Genomic DNA, 17045 nt, shown 5'->3' with positions numbered 1-17045 from the left:
GCTTTTTATATAATAAAAAAATGATATTATTATTAAAATAACAATTTATCTAAGCTATATTATTAAATATAGCTTAAAAGCTACTATAAATTTTTTTCCAAAAGTCGTTTTATCTAGGTTAAAAGTCAAAGCTTAAAAAAATAAAGTAGTAATTAATATTTAAAATATTAAATATCTATATAATTTCATTAATACATTTTTTATAAGGAGAATGGTTATGGCAACCAGAAAAGAACACGATTTTATAGGTGAGTTGGAAATCTCTGACGATTTTTATTATGGTATCCAAACATTTAGAGCTACCGAAAATTTTCACATGAGCGGTAGAACATTAAAAGAGTATCCATACTTTGTAAAAGCATTTGCACAAATCAAAAAAGCAGCTGCACTTGCAAATAAAGAGGTTGGCGTTTTAGATCCTAAGATCGCTGATACGCTAGCAAAAGCCGCTGATAGAGTAATAGCTGGTGAGTTTTTAGATCAATTTGTGGTTGATATGGTCCAAGGTGGTGCTGGAACAAGTACAAACATGAATGCAAATGAGGTTATTACAAACATCGCGCTTGAGAGCATGGGTCATAAAAAAGGTGAGTATCAATACATCCATCCAAACGATCATACAAACCTTGGACAAAGCACAAACGACACTTACCCAAGCTCAATAAAAGTAGCAACTTACGCAAAACTTACTGATTTGCTTGCTGCGATGAATCTACTAAAAGACGAACTTGATAAAAAAGCAAAAGATTTTAAAGATATCATTAAAATGGGTAGAACTGAGCTTGAGGACGCAGTTCCTACAACGCTTGGAAATACGTTTAATGCATTTGCAAGCTACATTAAAAGCGATATCGAAAAGATCACAGCTGCGCGCGAGTCAATGACATATCTAAATATGGGTGCAACTGCGATTGGTACAGGTATCAACTGCCATCCTGATTATAAAAATGTAGTTGTTAAAAAGTTAAAAGATATCACTGGTGTTGATTTCAAAAAAGCTGATGATTTCATCGCAGCTACTCAAGATACAGCAGACTTCGTTCACGTAAGTGGTGCATTAAAAACTGCTGCCGTCCGCCTAAGTAAGATCGCAAATGACCTTCGTTTGATGAATTCAGGCCCAAGATGCGGTCTTGGCGAGATAAATTTACCACAAATGCAACCAGGCAGCTCTATCATGCCAGGCAAAGTAAACCCAGTTATCGCTGAGGTTGTAGGCGAAGCGTGCTATGAAGTAATCGGTAACGACGTAACTATCATGCTTTGCTCAGAAAGAGGTGAATTTGAGCTAAATGCATTTGAGCCAGGCATCGCTTATGCGCTATTTAACTCTATATTTATCCTTGAAAACGCGATGAAAACACTAGCTGAAAAAGCTGTAAGAAAACTAACAGCAAATCCAGAAGCTTGCTTAAAGTCAGTTCTAGGCTCAGTTGGTATCGTAACTGCATTTAACCCATACATTGGCTATGAAAAATCTGCAAGCATCGCTAAAGAGGCTTTGCAAACTGGTAAAGCAGTTGGTGATATCTGCCTAGAGAGAGGTTATCTAAGCAAAGAAGAGATCGATAAAATTTTAGAGCCAAAAAATATGCTAAATCCAAGCATGGTTAGGTAGAAATTTAAGCAAAGTATTATTAAAAGCGTGTCAAAATTCTGACACGCTTAAGTAAAAATTTTAGTTATAAAATTTAATAGAGGAGTTTTCAATGGATATTTCATTGATATTACAGTTGATCGTGCTCTTTGGTGCGATATTCTTGGGTGTTAGACTAGGCGGTATGGCTATTGGTTATGCTGGTGGCATTGGCGTCGTAGTTTTAACTTTAGGACTTGGATTAAAAGCAGGTAGTATACCTTGGGATGTTATTTTAATCATTATGTCCGTTATAGCCGCTATTACAGCGATGCAAGTAGCTGGTGGTCTTGATTATTTGGTGCAAATAGCTGAAGGGATACTAAGAAAACATCCAAAATACATAAATTTCTTAGCTCCAGTTGTCACTTATCTGCTAACTGTATTTGCCGGTACTGGACACACAGCATTTTCTATGATTCCAGTTATTACCGAAGTTGCAAAGACACAAAACATTAAGCCTAGCGCGCCTCTTAGTATAGCTGTTGTTGCTAGTCAGATAGCTATTACTGCAAGCCCAGTTTCAGCAGCGGTTGTATTTATGGCTGGTGAGCATGCCTTGGGCGGACTTGGCATTAGCTATCCATTACTATTAGCTATCTGGATACCTACAACTTTTATTGGTTGTATGCTAACAGCTCTTGTTATAAATATATTTTATAATCTTGATCTAAGTAGCGATAAAGAGTATCAAAGAAGACTTAAAGAAGGGCTAATCAAAGATGTTAAAATCGAAGAGAAAAAAGAGCTTCCAAAAGGGGCTAAACTATCTGTTTTAATATTCTTGGTTGGCGTTATCTCTGTCGTTTTATATGCTACTGCTATTAGTAAAAATGTAGGCTGGATAAAACCAAGCTATATAACAGGCTATGAAAAAATTTATGAGACCAAAAGTCCAGATAAATTTAATGAACTTGTCGCAAAAGATATAAAAGTCAAAACTGACTCAACTACTAATGTAAAATATGTAGAAGATCCAGATAAGCCTACAAAGGTGTTGGTATTAACTAGAGATAACGCTATTATGAGCTTTATGCTAGTTATCGCTACTTTAATCACACTAACTTGTGGCGTTAAAGTCGATAAGTTATTTAATACAGCTACATTTAAAAGTGGTATGACCGCGTGCGTCTGCGTGCTAGGTGTAGCGTGGCTTGGAGATACTTTCGTGGTAAATCACACCGATGCGATCAAAAATTTTGCCGGCGATTTTGTTAAAGACTATCCGTTTATGCTAGCTGTTGCGCTATTTTTTGCTAGTATGCTTCTTTATTCTCAAGCTGCTACCGCAAAGGCACTTATTCCTACAGTTATAGCCGCACTTGGTTTAACTGCTGCAAATAACGGTGACGCATATATTTTAGTTGCATCATTTGCTGCAGTTTCAGCATTGTTTGTATTGCCAACATATCCGACACTACTTGGAGCCGTTCAAATGGATGATACTGGAACAACTAGGATAGGTAAATATATATTTAACCACTCCTTTTTTATTCCAGGTGTTTTAGCTATTGCTTTTTCTGTCGCACTTGGATTTTTGATAGCTCCGATACTTTTATAAGTATTTTAAATCAAACTTAAGCCGAGATCTCTCTCGGCTTTTTTAAATCCCTTTAAAATTTTTAATTTCTATTCAAAATCCTTAATCAAAATTTTATATTCAAAATTTTTATAAGATTGCGTTAAAAATTATATTAATTAAATTTATAATTTTTAGAATTTTACTTATTTTGATATTAGAATACTCATTTTTTAAAACTAAAAATCTAAATATAAATATTAAGTAAAATTTAATTTTATTTTCAACTTTAAATACTAGAATAACTGAAGGCAAATATCTTTTAAAGGGAGAAAGATGAGCTTAAATAGACGAGAATTTTTAAAATTCGGTGCTGGAGTTAGTATGGTTGCATCGTCCTTGCCGGGTGGTGCTTTAGAAAATGCTGCAAAGCAAGATGAGAAGTACGTCCATAGCTTTTGCGAGATGTGCTCTTCAAGATGCCCTATCGAAGCAAAGGTCGTTGATAATAAAATTTGCTTCTTAAGCGGTAATCCAAAAGCTGGCGGTACGGCAACTTCGCTTTGTGCAAGAGGTGGCTCTGGTTTTAGTCAGCTTTATGACGAAAATAGAGTCAAAAAGCCTTTGATCAGGGTTGGTGAGAGAGGCGAAAATAAGTGGCGCGAGGCCAGCTGGGACGAGGCACTTGATTTAGTTGCTTCAAAAATGCTTGAGATCAAGCAAAAGTATGGCCCTGAAAGCTTTGTCTTTACCTGTAAAAGCTCGCAAACACACAAGCTAATGGTAAATTTTGCCTCAGCTTACGGCTCGCCAAACTGCTTTTCACACTTTTCGTGCTGTCCGATCACCTATCAAATGGTCTGTGAACAGATGTATGGCATAGCTAAGCTAAAAAGAGACTTTGCAAATGCAAAATACGTTGTAAATTTTGGCCACAATCTCTTTGAAGGCATAGTTATAGCCGATGCAAAAAAGCTTGCTAAATTTGCAGCCAAAAAAGATACAAAGCTACTTGTGCTTGAGCCAAGATTTAGCGTGGTGGCTTCAAAGGCTGATGAGTGGCTGCCAGTTAGACCTGGCACTGATCTAGCTTTTGTGCTAGCTATCATAAATACATGGATACAAAATGGCACTTACGATAAAGAATTTATAGAAAAATTTACAACCGGCTTTGATGAGATCGTTAAAAGCGTAGAGGGCAAAACGCCTGAATGGCAAGAGGCGATCACTGGCATAAAAGCAAGTGATGTTAGACGCATCGCTGATGAAATTTATAAAGCTGCCCCAAGAGTTATTTTTGATTTTGGGCATAAGACAACCACCACAAAAGCTGAATATATGAGGACAAAGGCCATCATGGTGGCAAATGCGATGATGGGTAACTGGGAGGTTAAAGGCGGTCTTTTTGGTGGCAAAAACGCAAAAACCTTTAACAAGCTAGTCGGCGAGGATAAATTCCCCGTTCTTAAAAATCCAGATGAGAAATTTAAAGTGCCAAAAGTCACTAGACTAGACTTCGCTGGCGAGACTGGTAGGCATAAATTTGTAAGCAGAAAACATGGCGTTTTGATGGATATAAATGACGCTATCTTAAACGAAAAGCCTTACGCCATAAAAGGCTGGTTTAACATCCGATTTAATCACCTAATAAACGTTGCTGAGACGATGAAGAGCATAGAGGCTATGAAGAAGCTTGATTTTATCGTGGTAAGTGATGTCTATCTAAACGATATGGCGACCTTTGCTGATGTTATCTTACCTGAGAGTAGCTACCTAGAGCGCGACGAAGGCATAGAGGATAAGTCAGGTCTAAAGCCAGCTTATATGATAAGAAATAAGGTTATTGATCCAGTTGGCGACACAAAAGATGGAGCATTTATCTTTAGAGAGCTAGCACGCCGCATGAAGATAGATGAGCTTTATACTTGGAACGACATACGTGAGTTTAGGATGCAGCAAGCCGGCGGAGATGTAAATTTACTTGCTGCGCTGGAAAAAGATGGCTTTATCACGTGGGATGAGCCGGGAATTTTGTTTAGAGAAAAAGGCATGATCGATAAATTTATCGCTAAATATCCAGTTGCTGCTAAATTTATAGGCGAAAATGGCCTAATGGATGATATGGCTAAGCTTAAAACAAAAAGCGGCAAGATAGAGCTATTTTTGCCTGATGTAGAGGCGCAGTTTGCAGGATATGGCGCGCTAAATGACAAAGATATGGACACATTTGACGGACATGATCTTTGCCTAACTTGTGGCAAAACGCCTATTCATACCAACGGCCACACTCAGGCGGTGCCGTCGCTTCATGATCTTATGAGTGATAGCCCTATCTGGATAAATCCAAAAACAGCTAAACGTAAAAATTTACGAGATGGCGATATGGTCGTGGTGAAAAATAAATTTGGCGAGCAAAAGGGCAAGCTTATGGTGACTGAGGGCATTAGAGAAGATACGCTCTTTATCTATCACGGCTTTGGACACATCACTCCAGCTCTTAATAGCATAAATCACGTGGGGCTTAACACAAGCGTGCTTCTTAATCCAGCCGAAGGGCCAGTGGCTGCGACTATGGTTACAAATGTTGGCGTTAGTATAAGTAAAGCGTAAGGATATAAAATGAAAAAATATATGATGATTCATGATGAAAATTTATGCATTGGCTGTCAAGGCTGTTCGGTAGCTTGCAGAAGTGCAAACAACGTACCAAGAGGACTTTACCGCTTACAGGTGCATGCGAAGATGAGTGGGACATTTCCAAATTTAAAGATTGACTTTTTACGTCAAAGTTGCGTTATGTGCGAAGATGCACCTTGTGTTGAGGTTTGCCCAACTGGCGCTAGCTTTAAAACAGCTGATGGCGTGACGCTGCTTGATCATAGAATTTGCGTTAGTTGCAAGTACTGCATCCTAGCCTGTCCATACGACGCTCGTTATGTCTTGCCAAATGGTGAGATAGGCAAATGCACATTTTGCTATGAGAGTAGGCTAGAAGAGGGCAAAGAGCCAGCTTGCGTTAGCGTCTGCCCTACAAATGCCCTAACTTTTGGCGATGTAAATGATGAAAACTCTAAAATTTCAAAGAAATTAAAAGAGAGTAAATACTACTTGCCAAAAGCGGAGCTAAACACAAAACCTTCACTTGCGATGATCGCAAATACAAAAGGAGCACACCATGAATAACATGTCAGGAAGCCTAGCTCAATACTCTGAAATTTACTGGGGTTGGCCGATAGCCGTTTATCTATTTTTAGCAGGACTTAGTGCGGGTGCTAGCATCGTTGCTGTGCTCATTTCAAAAAAATATGGCAAAGAGAATTATTATTTTAAAGCAGCCGCTCTTATCGCTCCAGTGGCGATCGTCCTTGGACTTGCTCTTTTGGTGCTTGATCTTGGTAAGCCGCTTAGCTTTTACTGGATACTTTTGCTTTACAACTTCGACTCAGTCATGTCAATAGGTGTTGCACTGCTTCTAGTTTATACGCCTCTTAGCGTTATATACGCAGTTGGTGCATTTAAAAACGAGATCGCAATGCTTAAAATTTCTCTTTTTGACGTGGTTGCAAATTTTGCTAGCAAGCTTTCAAGCCTACTTGAAATTTTGCTTTTTGTCCTAGGCATTGGCGTTGGTGCATATACAGGCTTTTTGCTAAGTGCAGCTCACAAGATCGCACTTTGGAATACATCAGTCTTGCCGGTATTATTTTTAGTATCAGGCTTGAGCTGTGCTGGTGCATTTACGCTATTGATCGGTGTACTAAAAGATAAAGAGAAAAAACATAACGATGCTGCACACTATTTATTAAAATTTGACTTTTTTGCGATTATTGCTGAGTTTTTGCTCATAGTCGCTCTTTTTATGGTTGTAAAAAGCGCAAGTACAAGTGGTGCGCAGAGCGTAGCAAACGCACTTAGCGCAAATTCTCTTGGGCTGATGTTTTATATTGGCGTCATTGGTTTTGGTATGGCTTTGCCTATCATTTTAGACTTAAGCGTTTTAAAGGTGCATGATTTTAAACGCGAATTTGCCGTGATTAACGCATTATTTGTAATATGTGGCGTCTTTTTGCTAAGGTGTTACATTGTCTATGCGGGGCAAATTTTTATTTAATGCTTAAAAAATAATTTTAATTTTGAATTTACCTATTAAATATTACAATAGGGCTAAATCTTAATAAAACTTATTTTTTAGGAGAGAGATTTGAAAATTTTGCTTTTAGAAGATGATTTAGGGTTTCAAGAGAGCGTCTGTGAGTTTTTGCAGACGCTTGGTTATGAAGTTACAGCGGTGAGTGATGGCCAAGAGGCGTGTGATCTGATAGAGAAAAATTTCTATCATCTTTTTATACTTGATATAAAAGTGCCTGGCGTAAATGGACATGAAGTTATCAAGTACATAAGAAGTCTAAACCCAAACGCTCCTATCATGTTAACAACATCTTTAGTTGATATAGGCGATATGGCTATTGGCTACGAGCTTGGCTGTAACGAATACCTAAAAAAGCCATTTGAGCTTGCTGAGCTTAAATTTAGAGTAGCTGAGCTTATGAGAAAATACTATGGAACTGACGATAAAAACATAGTAAAGATCAATGACGAGTTTAGCTTTAATCTAAATAAGCGTGCGCTATTTAAAAACGGCAAAATGGTCGATCTTAGTGCAAAAGAAGTCGCACTTGTTGAGTGTCTAGTTTCGCATCTAAATTCTTACGTCAGCATGGAAGAGCTAAGAGATCTTGTCTGGAATGACAAAGATATAGAAGGCGCTGATATCAGAATGCATGTTTTAAAGATAAGAAACAAAACAACTAGTGACTTTATCACTTCAAAGAGGCGTATAGGCTACAAGATAGATGCACAAGAGCTTTAAGATCCAGATCATAGCGACATTTGTCATAATGTCGCTTTTTTGTTTTCAAAGCTTTGTGATCTTAAATTTAAGCCAAAAAAATAGCACTTCAAAAGCTCTTTTTGGTGCGATGAAGCATGAAACTATTATCAAAAATTCGTTTTTAAAAAATGAAAATATAACTCCTTCTTTAAAGTATAAATTTGCGATCTATGATGTAAATTTTAATCCTATTATTTCAAATCTTACCAAGCAGCCAAGCAACTTTAAGTTTGTAACACTTGAAGAAAATGGCTACTTGTTTTACAAAAGTTTTTTTATAAAGGATAAAACGCCTTATTACATTGTCGTTGAAAAAGAGCTTGATAATGAAAAAAGCATATTTCTAGCGGCACTTATGCTCCTTGTTATCCTTGTGGCAGTGCTTTTTATCGTCTATTTTTTATATCTAAGCAGCGTTAAGCCTTATAAAGAGTTTCAAAAGTATATGAACAACTTCTTTAACGATGCCATGCACGAGCTAAAGACCCCACTTGGCGTAGCTGGCATGAACCTTGAGATGCTTGGACTTGAAAACAAGTATATAACCCGTATCAAAAATGCCCTAAAACAGATGCAAATAACCTACGAAGATGTAGAATACTTCATAAAGCGAGGCTATATAAAATTCCCACTTGAGCGGCTAAATTTAGGCGAATACATAATAGAGCGAGTGAAATTTCTCTCAAGCGTGGCCGAGGTTAAGCACATCGAAATAAAGACAAATTTAGAAGGCGATGCATTTACTATACTAAGCAAGGTCGAGGCTCAGCGCATCATCGATAACACCATCACAAACGCCATAAAATACAGCCAAAAGGAGAGCGAGATACTAATAAATTTAAGCTTTGAGGATGAGCGCATAAAGCTTAGTGTGCAAGACTTTGGCAAGGGGATAAAGGACGTCAAAAAGGTCTGGAAGCGCTACGTTAGAGAGGATGAAATCCAAGGCGGCTTTGGCTTAGGGCTAAATATCGTCAGCGAAATTTGCCAAAAACATGACATTTTATACGGCGTTGATAGTGTCTACGGCGAGGGCAGCACCTTTTATTATAAATTTAAACGAGCTTAAATTAAGCATAAAAGCGTAAAATGAAGCCTTAAATTTAGAAGGAAAAACTTTGGATAGAATCGTTGAAATCGAAAAAGTAAGCTTTGAAAATGACTTTGAAGTCTCGCTTAGACCGACAAAATTTGAAGACTACATCGGACAAGAAAAGATAAAACAAAATTTAGACGTCTTTATAAAAGCAGCCAAAAAGCGAAATGAGTGCCTAGATCACGTGCTATTTTACGGCCCTCCAGGACTTGGTAAAACCACCCTTGCTCACATCATCGCAAACGAGATGGGTGTAAGTATCAAAATGACCGCAGCACCGATGATAGAAAAGAGTGGTGATCTTGCGGCGATCCTTACAAATTTACAAGAGGGCGACGTGCTTTTTATCGATGAGATCCACCGCCTAAGCCCAGCTATCGAGGAGGTGCTTTACCCTGCGATGGAGGACTTTAGGCTAGACATTATCATAGGCTCTGGCCCAGCTGCCCAGACTATCAAGATAGACTTGCCAAAATTTACGCTAATAGGAGCAACGACACGTGCTGGCATGATCTCAGCGCCACTTAGAGACCGCTTTGGAATGGACTTTAGGCTGCAGTTTTATACAAGCAGCGAGCTAAGCCGTATTGTGCAGATCGCCTCAGCTAAGCTTGGCAAAGAGTGCGACAAAAACGCCTCACTTGAGATCGCCAAACGCTCACGTGCCACGCCTAGGATTGCTCTTAGGCTATTAAAGAGGATTCGCGACTTTGCTGAGGTAAATGACGAGCTAATCATCAGCCACGAGCGTGCAAAAGAGGGGCTTGACGCGCTTGGTGTAAATTCGCTTGGGTTTGACGAGATGGATATTAGGTATTTAGAAATTTTGATGCAAGCAAGGCGTCGTCCTATGGGACTTAGCACGATCGCTGCGGCACTTAGTGAGGATGAGGGCACAGTTGAGGACGTCATCGAGCCATATCTGCTTGCAAATGGCTTTATCGAGCGCACTGCAAAGGGCAGGATCGCAAGTGCGAAGTGCTTTGAGACCTTTAACGTCAAGATCGACATCGAAAAAGGGCTTTTTGAGTAGCAAAATTTAAATTTGGAGCAAAAATGGGTGAGCCACATCTTTGTCCTAAGTGCAAGCAAAGGACGATTTACTTTGATGGGATCTGCTATGATTGCAGACAAAAAGAGAAGCTCGAGTTTTATCAAGGCTTAAGCGAGGCTGAGATTAAGCAAAAGCTAAAAAATGTCCTAGCTCACACAGACGAGATAGGCAAATATGATGAAATTTATAGCGACCTTGTCTATATTTTTTACCTGCATGGCATTTGCGACGAGCAGATAATAAAAGAAGTGACCAAGCAGGGCGAGTACTACCCATTTGAAATTTATAAAAATGCCACAAGTGAGGTAAGAGATGAGCTCATAAATAGTCTAAATGGCGCTGAAAATATCGTAAAAATAAATCACATCCTTTGCGCACTTGCATGGCAGGGCGATGAGGTGGTGAGGGAGCTATTTTTTAAGCTCTATAATGCGCCAAAGCCTTGGAAGGCAAAGCTTCACGTCGATACTGATGCATACGCTCAGGTTGCAGGCTGGAGCTTTGATGAGAGTGGCAAGAGAAGAAGCCTAGTTTTTGATAAGTGCTTTACCTGTGAGCCAAGTAAAAACGAGGACGCTAGCGTTAAATTTAAAGCATTAAACGATGAAAAATGTAAATTTTGTAGCGGCGAGATGCTGGAATTTACAATCAAAAAAGAGAGCCTAAAGCGACTTGGGCTAGAGCTTAAAAATAACGCTGTGCTTAAATTTTGTCCAACATGCGTTGGACTTTTGCAGTACTTTTGCCAAAATGATGGCAATAGCGTGCAAACAGAGGTAGTAGGCGAGGGTGATAGCGAAGATTATTTAAGAGATGCTGTGGCAACGCTCGATGGGCAAAATTTCGAGCTAGCTAGCGAGGTTTGCGCTCACTACTCATATATGATAGATAGCGAAATTTTGCTTGGTGGATATCCGCAGTGGGAGCAAGATGCTGAGCATTTAAAATGTCCAAAATGTAGCAAAAGCATGAAATATCTAGCACAAATTCCTCTTGGAAGTCTAGTAGATGGCGAGGGAACTATATATGTTCAAATTTGTGATGAATGCGAGATCATCGGAGCAAATTTTCAGTGCACGTAAAAGGCTAAATTTATATGAGCTTTTGAGCTAGAAATTTTGCGTAAAACTATAAATTTATCTAAATTTACTAAGCGCTAGTAGCATGCTAAAAATGCCAAAAGCCTAGCCACGCTTGCTAGCTTTGTAAGCTTGATGCCAAAGCGTTTTAGCAAATTTATCACATAAATAAGCAGCTTTGATAAATTTGCTATAATTACCCCATTTTAAGGGAGTGAGATGAACAATAGACTATTTTTTGGAATTTTTGTATTTTGTGCTTTGGCTTTGGTGGTCTATCTTTTTAAACCATATCTACTTGACATTTTTATCGCAGCACTGCTTGCTGTCGCGGTTTCAAATGTCCAAATCGCATTTTTATCGCTCACTAAAAACCGCAAGACGCTTTCATCGGCGCTTACCACGTCGGTGCTTCTTTGCTTATTTATCGCCCCACTTCTTTATGCGGTGGTTGAGATCGCAAAATACGCGGCTGGCTTTGATATAAACAATGTCACAAAGACTATCGAATTTATCAAAAATTATGATTTTAGGATGCCTGAGTCGATAAATTTTTTAGAGCCAAAGATAAAAGAATTTATCGGCGGACTTGATATTAAAATGCTTTTTTCTCAACTTGCGACAAATCTTGCAAGTCTAGGTAAGTTAAGCCTTAAATTTGGCGTTGATATGATCATTATCTTGGTCTTTTTCTTCTTTTGCAATCTTTACGGCAATGAACTAATCAGCTATCTAAAATATGCACTTCCGCTAAAACAAGATGACACAGAGTCTATTTTAAGCGAAGTTGGCAACGTGATGAGTGTGGTTTTTTATTCAACCATCGCAAATATGATAATACAAGGCTTTTTATTTGCTATTGTCACAAGCTTTTACGGCTATGACGGCGTGCTAACTGGCATCTTTTTTAGCTTTGCTTCGCTTATTCCAGTTGTTGGCGGTATTTTAGCGTGGGGGCCTATTAGCATTTATGCGTTTGCAAATGGCAACATAGCAGCAGCGATAACTATCGCAATTTATACGATCGTAGTGATCTCATTTGCAGCTGATACGCTTTTAAAGCCACTTGTTATTAAATTTATAAACTCGAAGCTGGTTAAAATACCAACAAAGATAAATGAACTTCTTATATTCTTCGCGATGCTTGCAGGTATCACGACATTTGGGTTTTGGGGTGTGATCCTTGGACCAGCGATCGTGACATTTTTTATCTCGACTATCAAGCTTTATACGCTTTTAAGAGAGAGAAATTTTGTATAAAAATAGGAACAAAAATGATTTATGAAGATAAATTTATAAAAATCGAGCGTGAAGACAATGAACTTCCATGGATAAAAATTTTTACCATTAAGCCATTTCGTGAGCTAAGCGATTGCGATGAAGCGAGTAGAGTTAGGCTTTTTGAGGCGATGCTTATAAGCGAAAAGGCTATGCTTGAGTTTTATAAACCAACCAAAATAAACATTGCAAGCTTTGGCAACTACGTGCCACACGTGCATATTCATGTTATTGCTAGATTTAGTAATGACGCATTTTTCCCAGATAGCGTTTGGGCTAATCCAAAAAGAAAAAGCGAGCTTGCGTTGCCAGAATTTGATAAATTTGCAAAATTTTTAGAAGAAAAGTTAAGGGCTAGTTTTGAATAAATATAAAAAATATCTTAATTTTTATATCGTTTTTATCTTTATCATAGTACTTGGAGGGCTTTTTTACTTTCTTTACAGCTCTTATATGGCTGAAAAGATGCAAAATAATATGCGAGTCTTTTTTGATTACCAGGTAAAACAGCTTAATAAAAGCATAGATGATGAGAAATTTTCATCAATGGCGATCTCGATCTTGCTTGCCCAAAATGAGTCTATACAAATGTGCTTGCTAGGGCAAAGCCGCGATGAATGCATAAAAAATATCGAAAATTTAACCAAAACCCTTGGCGCAGCTTCGATGTATAACAACATTAAGCTTCATATTTATGATAAAGATCTAAAAAGCTATGTAAGGAGTTGGGATCTAAACAGATATGGCGATATGATCGCTAGTAGTAGGTTTTTAGTGCAAGAGTCAAGGCATCAAAACAAGCCCATGGTCGGCATCGAGGCGTGGTATGCTGGAACGCATATAAGGGCTGTCTCAAACGTAATACGTGATGGTAAAATTATTGGCAACATCGAGGTTTTATTAAATTTTGATTCACTTGGAAATTATTTTAAAAAGCAAGGAATTGATCTATTTGTTCTTTTGGCAAAAGACAAGATGCCTTCACGTAAGAGCATTCCAAGTGATCAAATTTTAAATGATTACTATATTGAAAATTTAAGTAGTGCAAATTTAAATATAGTAGGCTTTTTACGTGATATTGATTTTAAAAAATATGATTTTTACGTTTATAAAACACACTACTTTTGCGTGGTACCATTAATAGACGCTAGTAACACACAGATAGGTTACTACGTGCTTCATGTAAATACTAATGAAAAAGAGCGAAATATTTCACAAAATTATTTTGAGTCAGAAGAACTCTTTTAGATTCTATTTATCTGATAAATTTTTGTATTTATAGTGTAAATAAAAAGAATGGTGGAAGCGAGGGGGATCGAACCCCTGTCCAAAAACAAAATGCATACAGCCTCTACACGCTTAGCAAAAGTGAAAATTTCATCTAAAAAGGCTCACTTTCCAAAACCAAAATTTAGACTAAGACTAAAATTTCAGCTAGCAAGTAGTCACTTTGCGAGCCTACTCTAGCTAAATTACTTGCTTTTGTCCCTAGCTAGAATTAGACTAAGCAAGGCTCAACTGAACTTACGCAGCTTTAGCGTAAGCAGGAGCGAAATTAACGTTGTTTGCGTTTAAATTTAATTTGAGCTTTTTACGCTTTGCTCAAAGCGACGTGCCACCGTACACACTCTACTCCTGTCGAAGCCAAGTCGCTCCCAAAAAATAAAATGGTTAGTGAATTATTTAGTTAAGTTTTGCAGGCACATCAATGATTTTTGGTTCAAGAACGCTAAAATATTCAAAATCGTTCTCGACATCATCTTTATATTTATTAAACTGATCGCTAATAAGTAGCAACCAATCTATAAATTTATCATTTGCTGGCCCTTTTAGACTTCTTGCCTCTTGGGTTATCTCTTCAGCTAAAGTTGTAAGCTTTAATATCGGATCAAGATGCATGAATCCTGCTGCTGATTTAATATTATGAAAAATCCTAGTAAGCTCTAAGATACTATCTTTATATTTATCAGCTCTTCCTAAATTTATTATCAAAGGCTCAAGTAAATCGCACATTAAAGCATAGTGAGATAAAAATTCTTCAACTATATCATAAGAGTAATCTACTTCAAGCCTTTTTAATATACCCATTTTTATGTCCTTAAGAAATTGGCGTAATTGTAGCAAAAATTTGATAAAATTGTTAGCCTTTTAGCTAAAAATCCTTGGAGCTTGCAATGAAAAATGAAAAAACTCAGAAGAAAAAACTAAGCATAAATGATATAAAAAATAAAAAAGGCATTGAGCCTATTGTAATGATAACTGCCTATGATGCGTTATTTGCTAAGCTTTTTGATGATTATGCTGATATTATTTTGGTTGGCGATAGCTTAAATATGAGTTTTAATATGCAAGAAAGCACGATAGGTGCGGACATGAATACCATGCTTTATCATACAAAGGCCGTTTGTAACGGGGCTAAAAATACTTTTATCATGGCTGATATGCCATTTGGCAGCTATACAAATGAAAAGCAAGTGATAAAAAATGCGATGAAATTTTTCAAACAGACAAATGCCGATGCGGTAAAGCTCGAAGTTGGCATGCACCAAGTAAATTTAGTGAAGCGCCTTTGTGAAGAGGGCATAAACGTTATGGCTCACATTGGCTTAAAGCCTCAGTTTTATAAATTTGAAGGTGGCTATAAGATAAAAGGCAGAAGCGAGATCGAGGCAAAAGAATTAATTGAAGAGGCTTTGGCGTTTGAGCAAGCTGGAGCGTTTGGTATCTTGCTTGAGGGTACGATGAGTAGCGTGGCTAGCGAGATAACAAAGCAAGTTCATATACCAGTTATTGGTATCGGATCTGGGGTAAATGTCGATGGACAGGTACTTGTATGGTCTGATATGCTTGGATTTTTTGAAGACTTTAAACCAAAATTTGTAAAACGCTATCTTGATGGAGCGGATATTGTAAGAAAGAGTGTGCAATCCTACGCAAATGATGTAAAAGACAAAATTTTTCCAAGTGAAGAATTTTGCTATTAGGATGATTAATATCCGCGTTAAATAAAAAGCGCCAAAAGGCTATCTATTTAAATTTCTTTATAGCCCTTTATATCAAGACCAAAACCTGCAAGGCTTACAAATTCTTTATTTTTATTTGAGCTTAAAAGCTCAATTTCGCTTATACCAAAATACTTTAAAATTTGTGCCCCAATACCATAATCTTTTTGTGAGCTTGCATCACTTTTATTGCTGTCTAAAAATAGTAACACTCCGCCATTTTTACTTAAAAAATCCAACGACTTTAATAAATTATCAAATTTATCTCCGCTTAAAATCTCATGATCTTTACTTATTTTTTGAAATTTTACATTAGTTTGCGCTTTTATATCCCCGAAAATATAGGCAGCGTGATTTTTATTTTCGTGATCTTTTATGTCATATCTTTTTGCTTCAAAACCACAGATTTTTACACTCTTTGCGGGCGAAACTTCTATTAAGCTTTCGTGGCTAAGTCTGTATTCTACTAATTCAGAAACGCTTATCATATTTAGGTCAAATTTTTTACAGAATTCCTCCAGATAATCACGTCTTGCCATCGTGCCATCTTCTTTTACGATCTCACAAATCGCTGCCATTGGACTAACGCCAGCAAGTTTGCAAAGATCAACTGATCCTTCAGTGTGACCTGTACGAACGAGGACACCACCTTTTTTTGCAATAAGCGGAAATATATGCCCAGGTCTTACAAAATTTTCAGGCACCGAATCAGTACTAGCAGCAAGTCTAATCGTCATATCACGCTCATAAGCACTTACGCCTGTCGTTGCTTCCTTTGCGTCAATTGTGACAGTAAATGCAGTTTCGTGGCTGGATGTATTTTTAGAAACCATTAGTGGCAAATCAAGTCTTTTTGCGTTTGCTTCATCCATCGCAAGGCAAAGCACGCCTTTTGCATGAGTGATCGCAAAATTTACCTTTTGCATATCGCTGCTTGCCGCTGAAAAGACCAAGTCTCCTTCATTCTCACGGTCCTCATCATCGACCATAATTACCATTTTGCCATTTTTTATATCTTCAATCGCTTTTAATACATTTTCAAATGCCATAAATTTCCCTTATTAAATTTTTACGATTATATTGATTTTTTGATAACTTAGAGATAAAAATATTAATTTTGATTTGTCTTGTATCAATTATTTAGAAAATTTAGAAAAGATTTATTTTTAAATATATGCGATTTAGTAGCGATAAATTAGATTTTATTTTTCAATTTATTTTATATGTAAAATTTTAAAACATAAATTTTTAATAAAATACACTATTTTTAAGAATTTCAGCAATTATGGAAAATAAAAGTCAAAGAATAAATGATGGCGCAGCGGACGGGGCTCGAACCCGCGACCTCCGCCGTGACAGGGCGGCATTCTAACCAACTGAACTACCGCTGCACCTAAAATGGTGGTCGCTATAAGACTCGAACTTATGACATCCACCTTGTAAGGGTGGCGCTCTACCAACTGAGCTAAGCGACCTAAAATTTAAAAAAT

Annotated in this window: 15 protein-coding genes, 2 tRNA genes and 1 other RNA gene; 13 read left to right on the top strand and 5 right to left on the bottom strand. The window is 37.5% G+C overall.

The features are described 5' to 3' along the window. Positions 1 to 217: 217 nt before the first annotated feature. The 12 genes from F3G75_RS07635 (at position 218) to F3G75_RS07580 (ending at position 13801) form a co-directional block, all read left to right on the top strand. Positions 218 to 1618 (top strand): aspartate ammonia-lyase, encoded by a 1401-nt coding sequence (locus tag F3G75_RS07635; RefSeq protein WP_072595163.1) that lies wholly within the window; start codon positions 218 to 220, stop codon positions 1616 to 1618. 91 nt (positions 1619 to 1709) lie between these two features. Further along, positions 1710 to 3197 (top strand): anaerobic C4-dicarboxylate transporter, encoded by a 1488-nt coding sequence (locus F3G75_RS07630; protein ID WP_149717142.1) that lies wholly within the window; start codon positions 1710 to 1712, stop codon positions 3195 to 3197. Between the two features lie 294 nt (positions 3198 to 3491). Continuing rightward, positions 3492 to 5765 carry a thiosulfate reductase PhsA gene (phsA, locus tag F3G75_RS07625; RefSeq protein ID WP_149717141.1) on the top strand — a complete coding sequence of 758 codons (2274 nt, stop codon included), beginning with the start codon at positions 3492 to 3494 and terminating at the stop codon, positions 5763 to 5765. A 9-nt stretch (positions 5766 to 5774) separates the two neighbouring features. Next, a complete protein-coding gene (locus F3G75_RS07620; protein WP_149717140.1) occupies positions 5775 to 6338 on the top strand; it encodes a 4Fe-4S dicluster domain-containing protein in 564 nt (187 codons plus the stop codon). Continuing rightward, on the top strand, positions 6331 to 7266 hold the full coding sequence (gene nrfD, locus F3G75_RS07615) for an NrfD/PsrC family molybdoenzyme membrane anchor subunit (protein WP_149717139.1): 936 nt from the start codon (positions 6331 to 6333) through the stop codon (positions 7264 to 7266). The genes F3G75_RS07620 and nrfD overlap by 8 nt, the downstream gene beginning before the upstream one ends. A gap of 90 nt (positions 7267 to 7356) precedes the next feature. Further along, complete coding sequence (locus tag F3G75_RS07610) at positions 7357 to 8025, top strand: response regulator transcription factor (RefSeq protein WP_149717138.1); 669 nt, start codon at positions 7357 to 7359, stop codon at positions 8023 to 8025. Further along, entirely contained in the window at positions 8009 to 9115 is a 1107-nt protein-coding gene (locus tag F3G75_RS07605; protein WP_149717137.1) for a sensor histidine kinase, read from the top strand. Before F3G75_RS07610 ends, F3G75_RS07605 begins: the two co-directional genes overlap by 17 nt. Positions 9116 to 9164: 49 nt before the next feature. Next, complete coding sequence (ruvB, locus tag F3G75_RS07600) at positions 9165 to 10175, top strand: Holliday junction branch migration DNA helicase RuvB (RefSeq protein WP_149717136.1); 1011 nt, start codon at positions 9165 to 9167, stop codon at positions 10173 to 10175. A 23-nt stretch (positions 10176 to 10198) separates the two neighbouring features. Beyond that, complete coding sequence (locus F3G75_RS07595) at positions 10199 to 11278, top strand: cytochrome C (protein WP_149717135.1); 1080 nt, start codon at positions 10199 to 10201, stop codon at positions 11276 to 11278. Positions 11279 to 11494: 216 nt separating this feature from the next. Beyond that, positions 11495 to 12535 carry an AI-2E family transporter gene (locus F3G75_RS07590; protein WP_149717134.1) on the top strand — a complete coding sequence of 347 codons (1041 nt, stop codon included), beginning with the start codon at positions 11495 to 11497 and terminating at the stop codon, positions 12533 to 12535. A 14-nt stretch (positions 12536 to 12549) separates the two neighbouring features. Next, positions 12550 to 12921, top strand: a complete 372-nt coding sequence (locus F3G75_RS07585; protein WP_103579829.1) for an HIT family protein — start codon at positions 12550 to 12552, stop codon at positions 12919 to 12921. Next, on the top strand, positions 12914 to 13801 hold the full coding sequence (locus tag F3G75_RS07580) for a cache domain-containing protein (protein WP_149717133.1): 888 nt from the start codon (positions 12914 to 12916) through the stop codon (positions 13799 to 13801). The genes F3G75_RS07585 and F3G75_RS07580 overlap by 8 nt, the downstream gene beginning before the upstream one ends. A gap of 49 nt (positions 13802 to 13850) precedes the next feature. Here the strand turns inward: F3G75_RS07580 and ssrA are convergent. Both ssrA and F3G75_RS07570 read right to left on the bottom strand, forming a co-directional pair. Next, positions 13851 to 14210: a transfer-messenger RNA gene (gene ssrA / locus F3G75_RS07575) on the bottom strand. A gap of 26 nt (positions 14211 to 14236) precedes the next feature. After that, a complete protein-coding gene (locus tag F3G75_RS07570; protein WP_149717132.1) occupies positions 14237 to 14641 on the bottom strand; it encodes a phosphorelay protein in 405 nt (134 codons plus the stop codon). An 86-nt stretch (positions 14642 to 14727) separates the two neighbouring features. Here F3G75_RS07570 and panB point away from each other — a divergent pair, with 86 nt between their 5' ends. Continuing rightward, complete coding sequence (gene panB / locus F3G75_RS07565; RefSeq protein WP_103628444.1) at positions 14728 to 15537, top strand: 3-methyl-2-oxobutanoate hydroxymethyltransferase; 810 nt, start codon at positions 14728 to 14730, stop codon at positions 15535 to 15537. Between the two features lie 47 nt (positions 15538 to 15584). Here the strand turns inward: panB and F3G75_RS07560 are convergent, their stop codons facing one another. The 3 genes from F3G75_RS07560 to F3G75_RS07550 all read right to left on the bottom strand — a co-directional run bounded on the left by F3G75_RS07560 (position 15585) and on the right by F3G75_RS07550 (position 17030). After that, entirely contained in the window at positions 15585 to 16604 is a 1020-nt protein-coding gene (locus F3G75_RS07560; RefSeq protein ID WP_149717131.1) for a bifunctional 3,4-dihydroxy-2-butanone 4-phosphate synthase/GTP cyclohydrolase II, read from the bottom strand. Positions 16605 to 16869: 265 nt separating this feature from the next. Beyond that, a tRNA-Asp gene (locus F3G75_RS07555) sits at positions 16870 to 16946 on the bottom strand. A gap of 8 nt (positions 16947 to 16954) precedes the next feature. Then, positions 16955 to 17030: transfer RNA gene (locus tag F3G75_RS07550), tRNA-Val, on the bottom strand. Positions 17031 to 17045: the final 15 nt, after the last annotated feature.

The organism is Campylobacter concisus (assembly GCF_902460705.1).
GTDB lineage: Bacteria > Campylobacterota > Campylobacteria > Campylobacterales > Campylobacteraceae > Campylobacter_A > Campylobacter_A concisus_Z.
The sequence above is the reverse complement of the archived record's forward strand: the minus strand, read 5'-3'. Positions and strand labels throughout refer to the sequence as shown.

What these genes read in the sequence shown, in the direction of transcription:
- F3G75_RS07635 (WP_072595163.1), top strand. Translation starts at nt 218, where the DNA reads ATGGCAACCAGAAAAGAACACGATTTTATAGGTGAGTTGGAAATCTCT.
- F3G75_RS07630 (WP_149717142.1), top strand. Translation starts at nt 1,710, where the DNA reads ATGGATATTTCATTGATATTACAGTTGATCGTGCTCTTTGGTGCGATA.
- phsA (WP_149717141.1), top strand. Translation starts at nt 3,492, where the DNA reads ATGAGCTTAAATAGACGAGAATTTTTAAAATTCGGTGCTGGAGTTAGT.
- F3G75_RS07620 (WP_149717140.1), top strand. Translation starts at nt 5,775, where the DNA reads ATGAAAAAATATATGATGATTCATGATGAAAATTTATGCATTGGCTGT.
- nrfD (WP_149717139.1), top strand. Translation starts at nt 6,331, where the DNA reads ATGAATAACATGTCAGGAAGCCTAGCTCAATACTCTGAAATTTACTGG.
- F3G75_RS07605 (WP_149717137.1), top strand. Translation starts at nt 8,009, where the DNA reads ATGCACAAGAGCTTTAAGATCCAGATCATAGCGACATTTGTCATAATG.
- F3G75_RS07595 (WP_149717135.1), top strand. Translation starts at nt 10,199, where the DNA reads ATGGGTGAGCCACATCTTTGTCCTAAGTGCAAGCAAAGGACGATTTAC.
- F3G75_RS07590 (WP_149717134.1), top strand. Translation starts at nt 11,495, where the DNA reads ATGAACAATAGACTATTTTTTGGAATTTTTGTATTTTGTGCTTTGGCT.
- F3G75_RS07585 (WP_103579829.1), top strand. Translation starts at nt 12,550, where the DNA reads ATGATTTATGAAGATAAATTTATAAAAATCGAGCGTGAAGACAATGAA.
- F3G75_RS07570 (WP_149717132.1), bottom strand. Translation starts at nt 14,641, where the DNA reads ATGGGTATATTAAAAAGGCTTGAAGTAGATTACTCTTATGATATAGTT.
- panB (WP_103628444.1), top strand. Translation starts at nt 14,728, where the DNA reads ATGAAAAATGAAAAAACTCAGAAGAAAAAACTAAGCATAAATGATATA.
- F3G75_RS07560 (WP_149717131.1), bottom strand. Translation starts at nt 16,604, where the DNA reads ATGGCATTTGAAAATGTATTAAAAGCGATTGAAGATATAAAAAATGGC.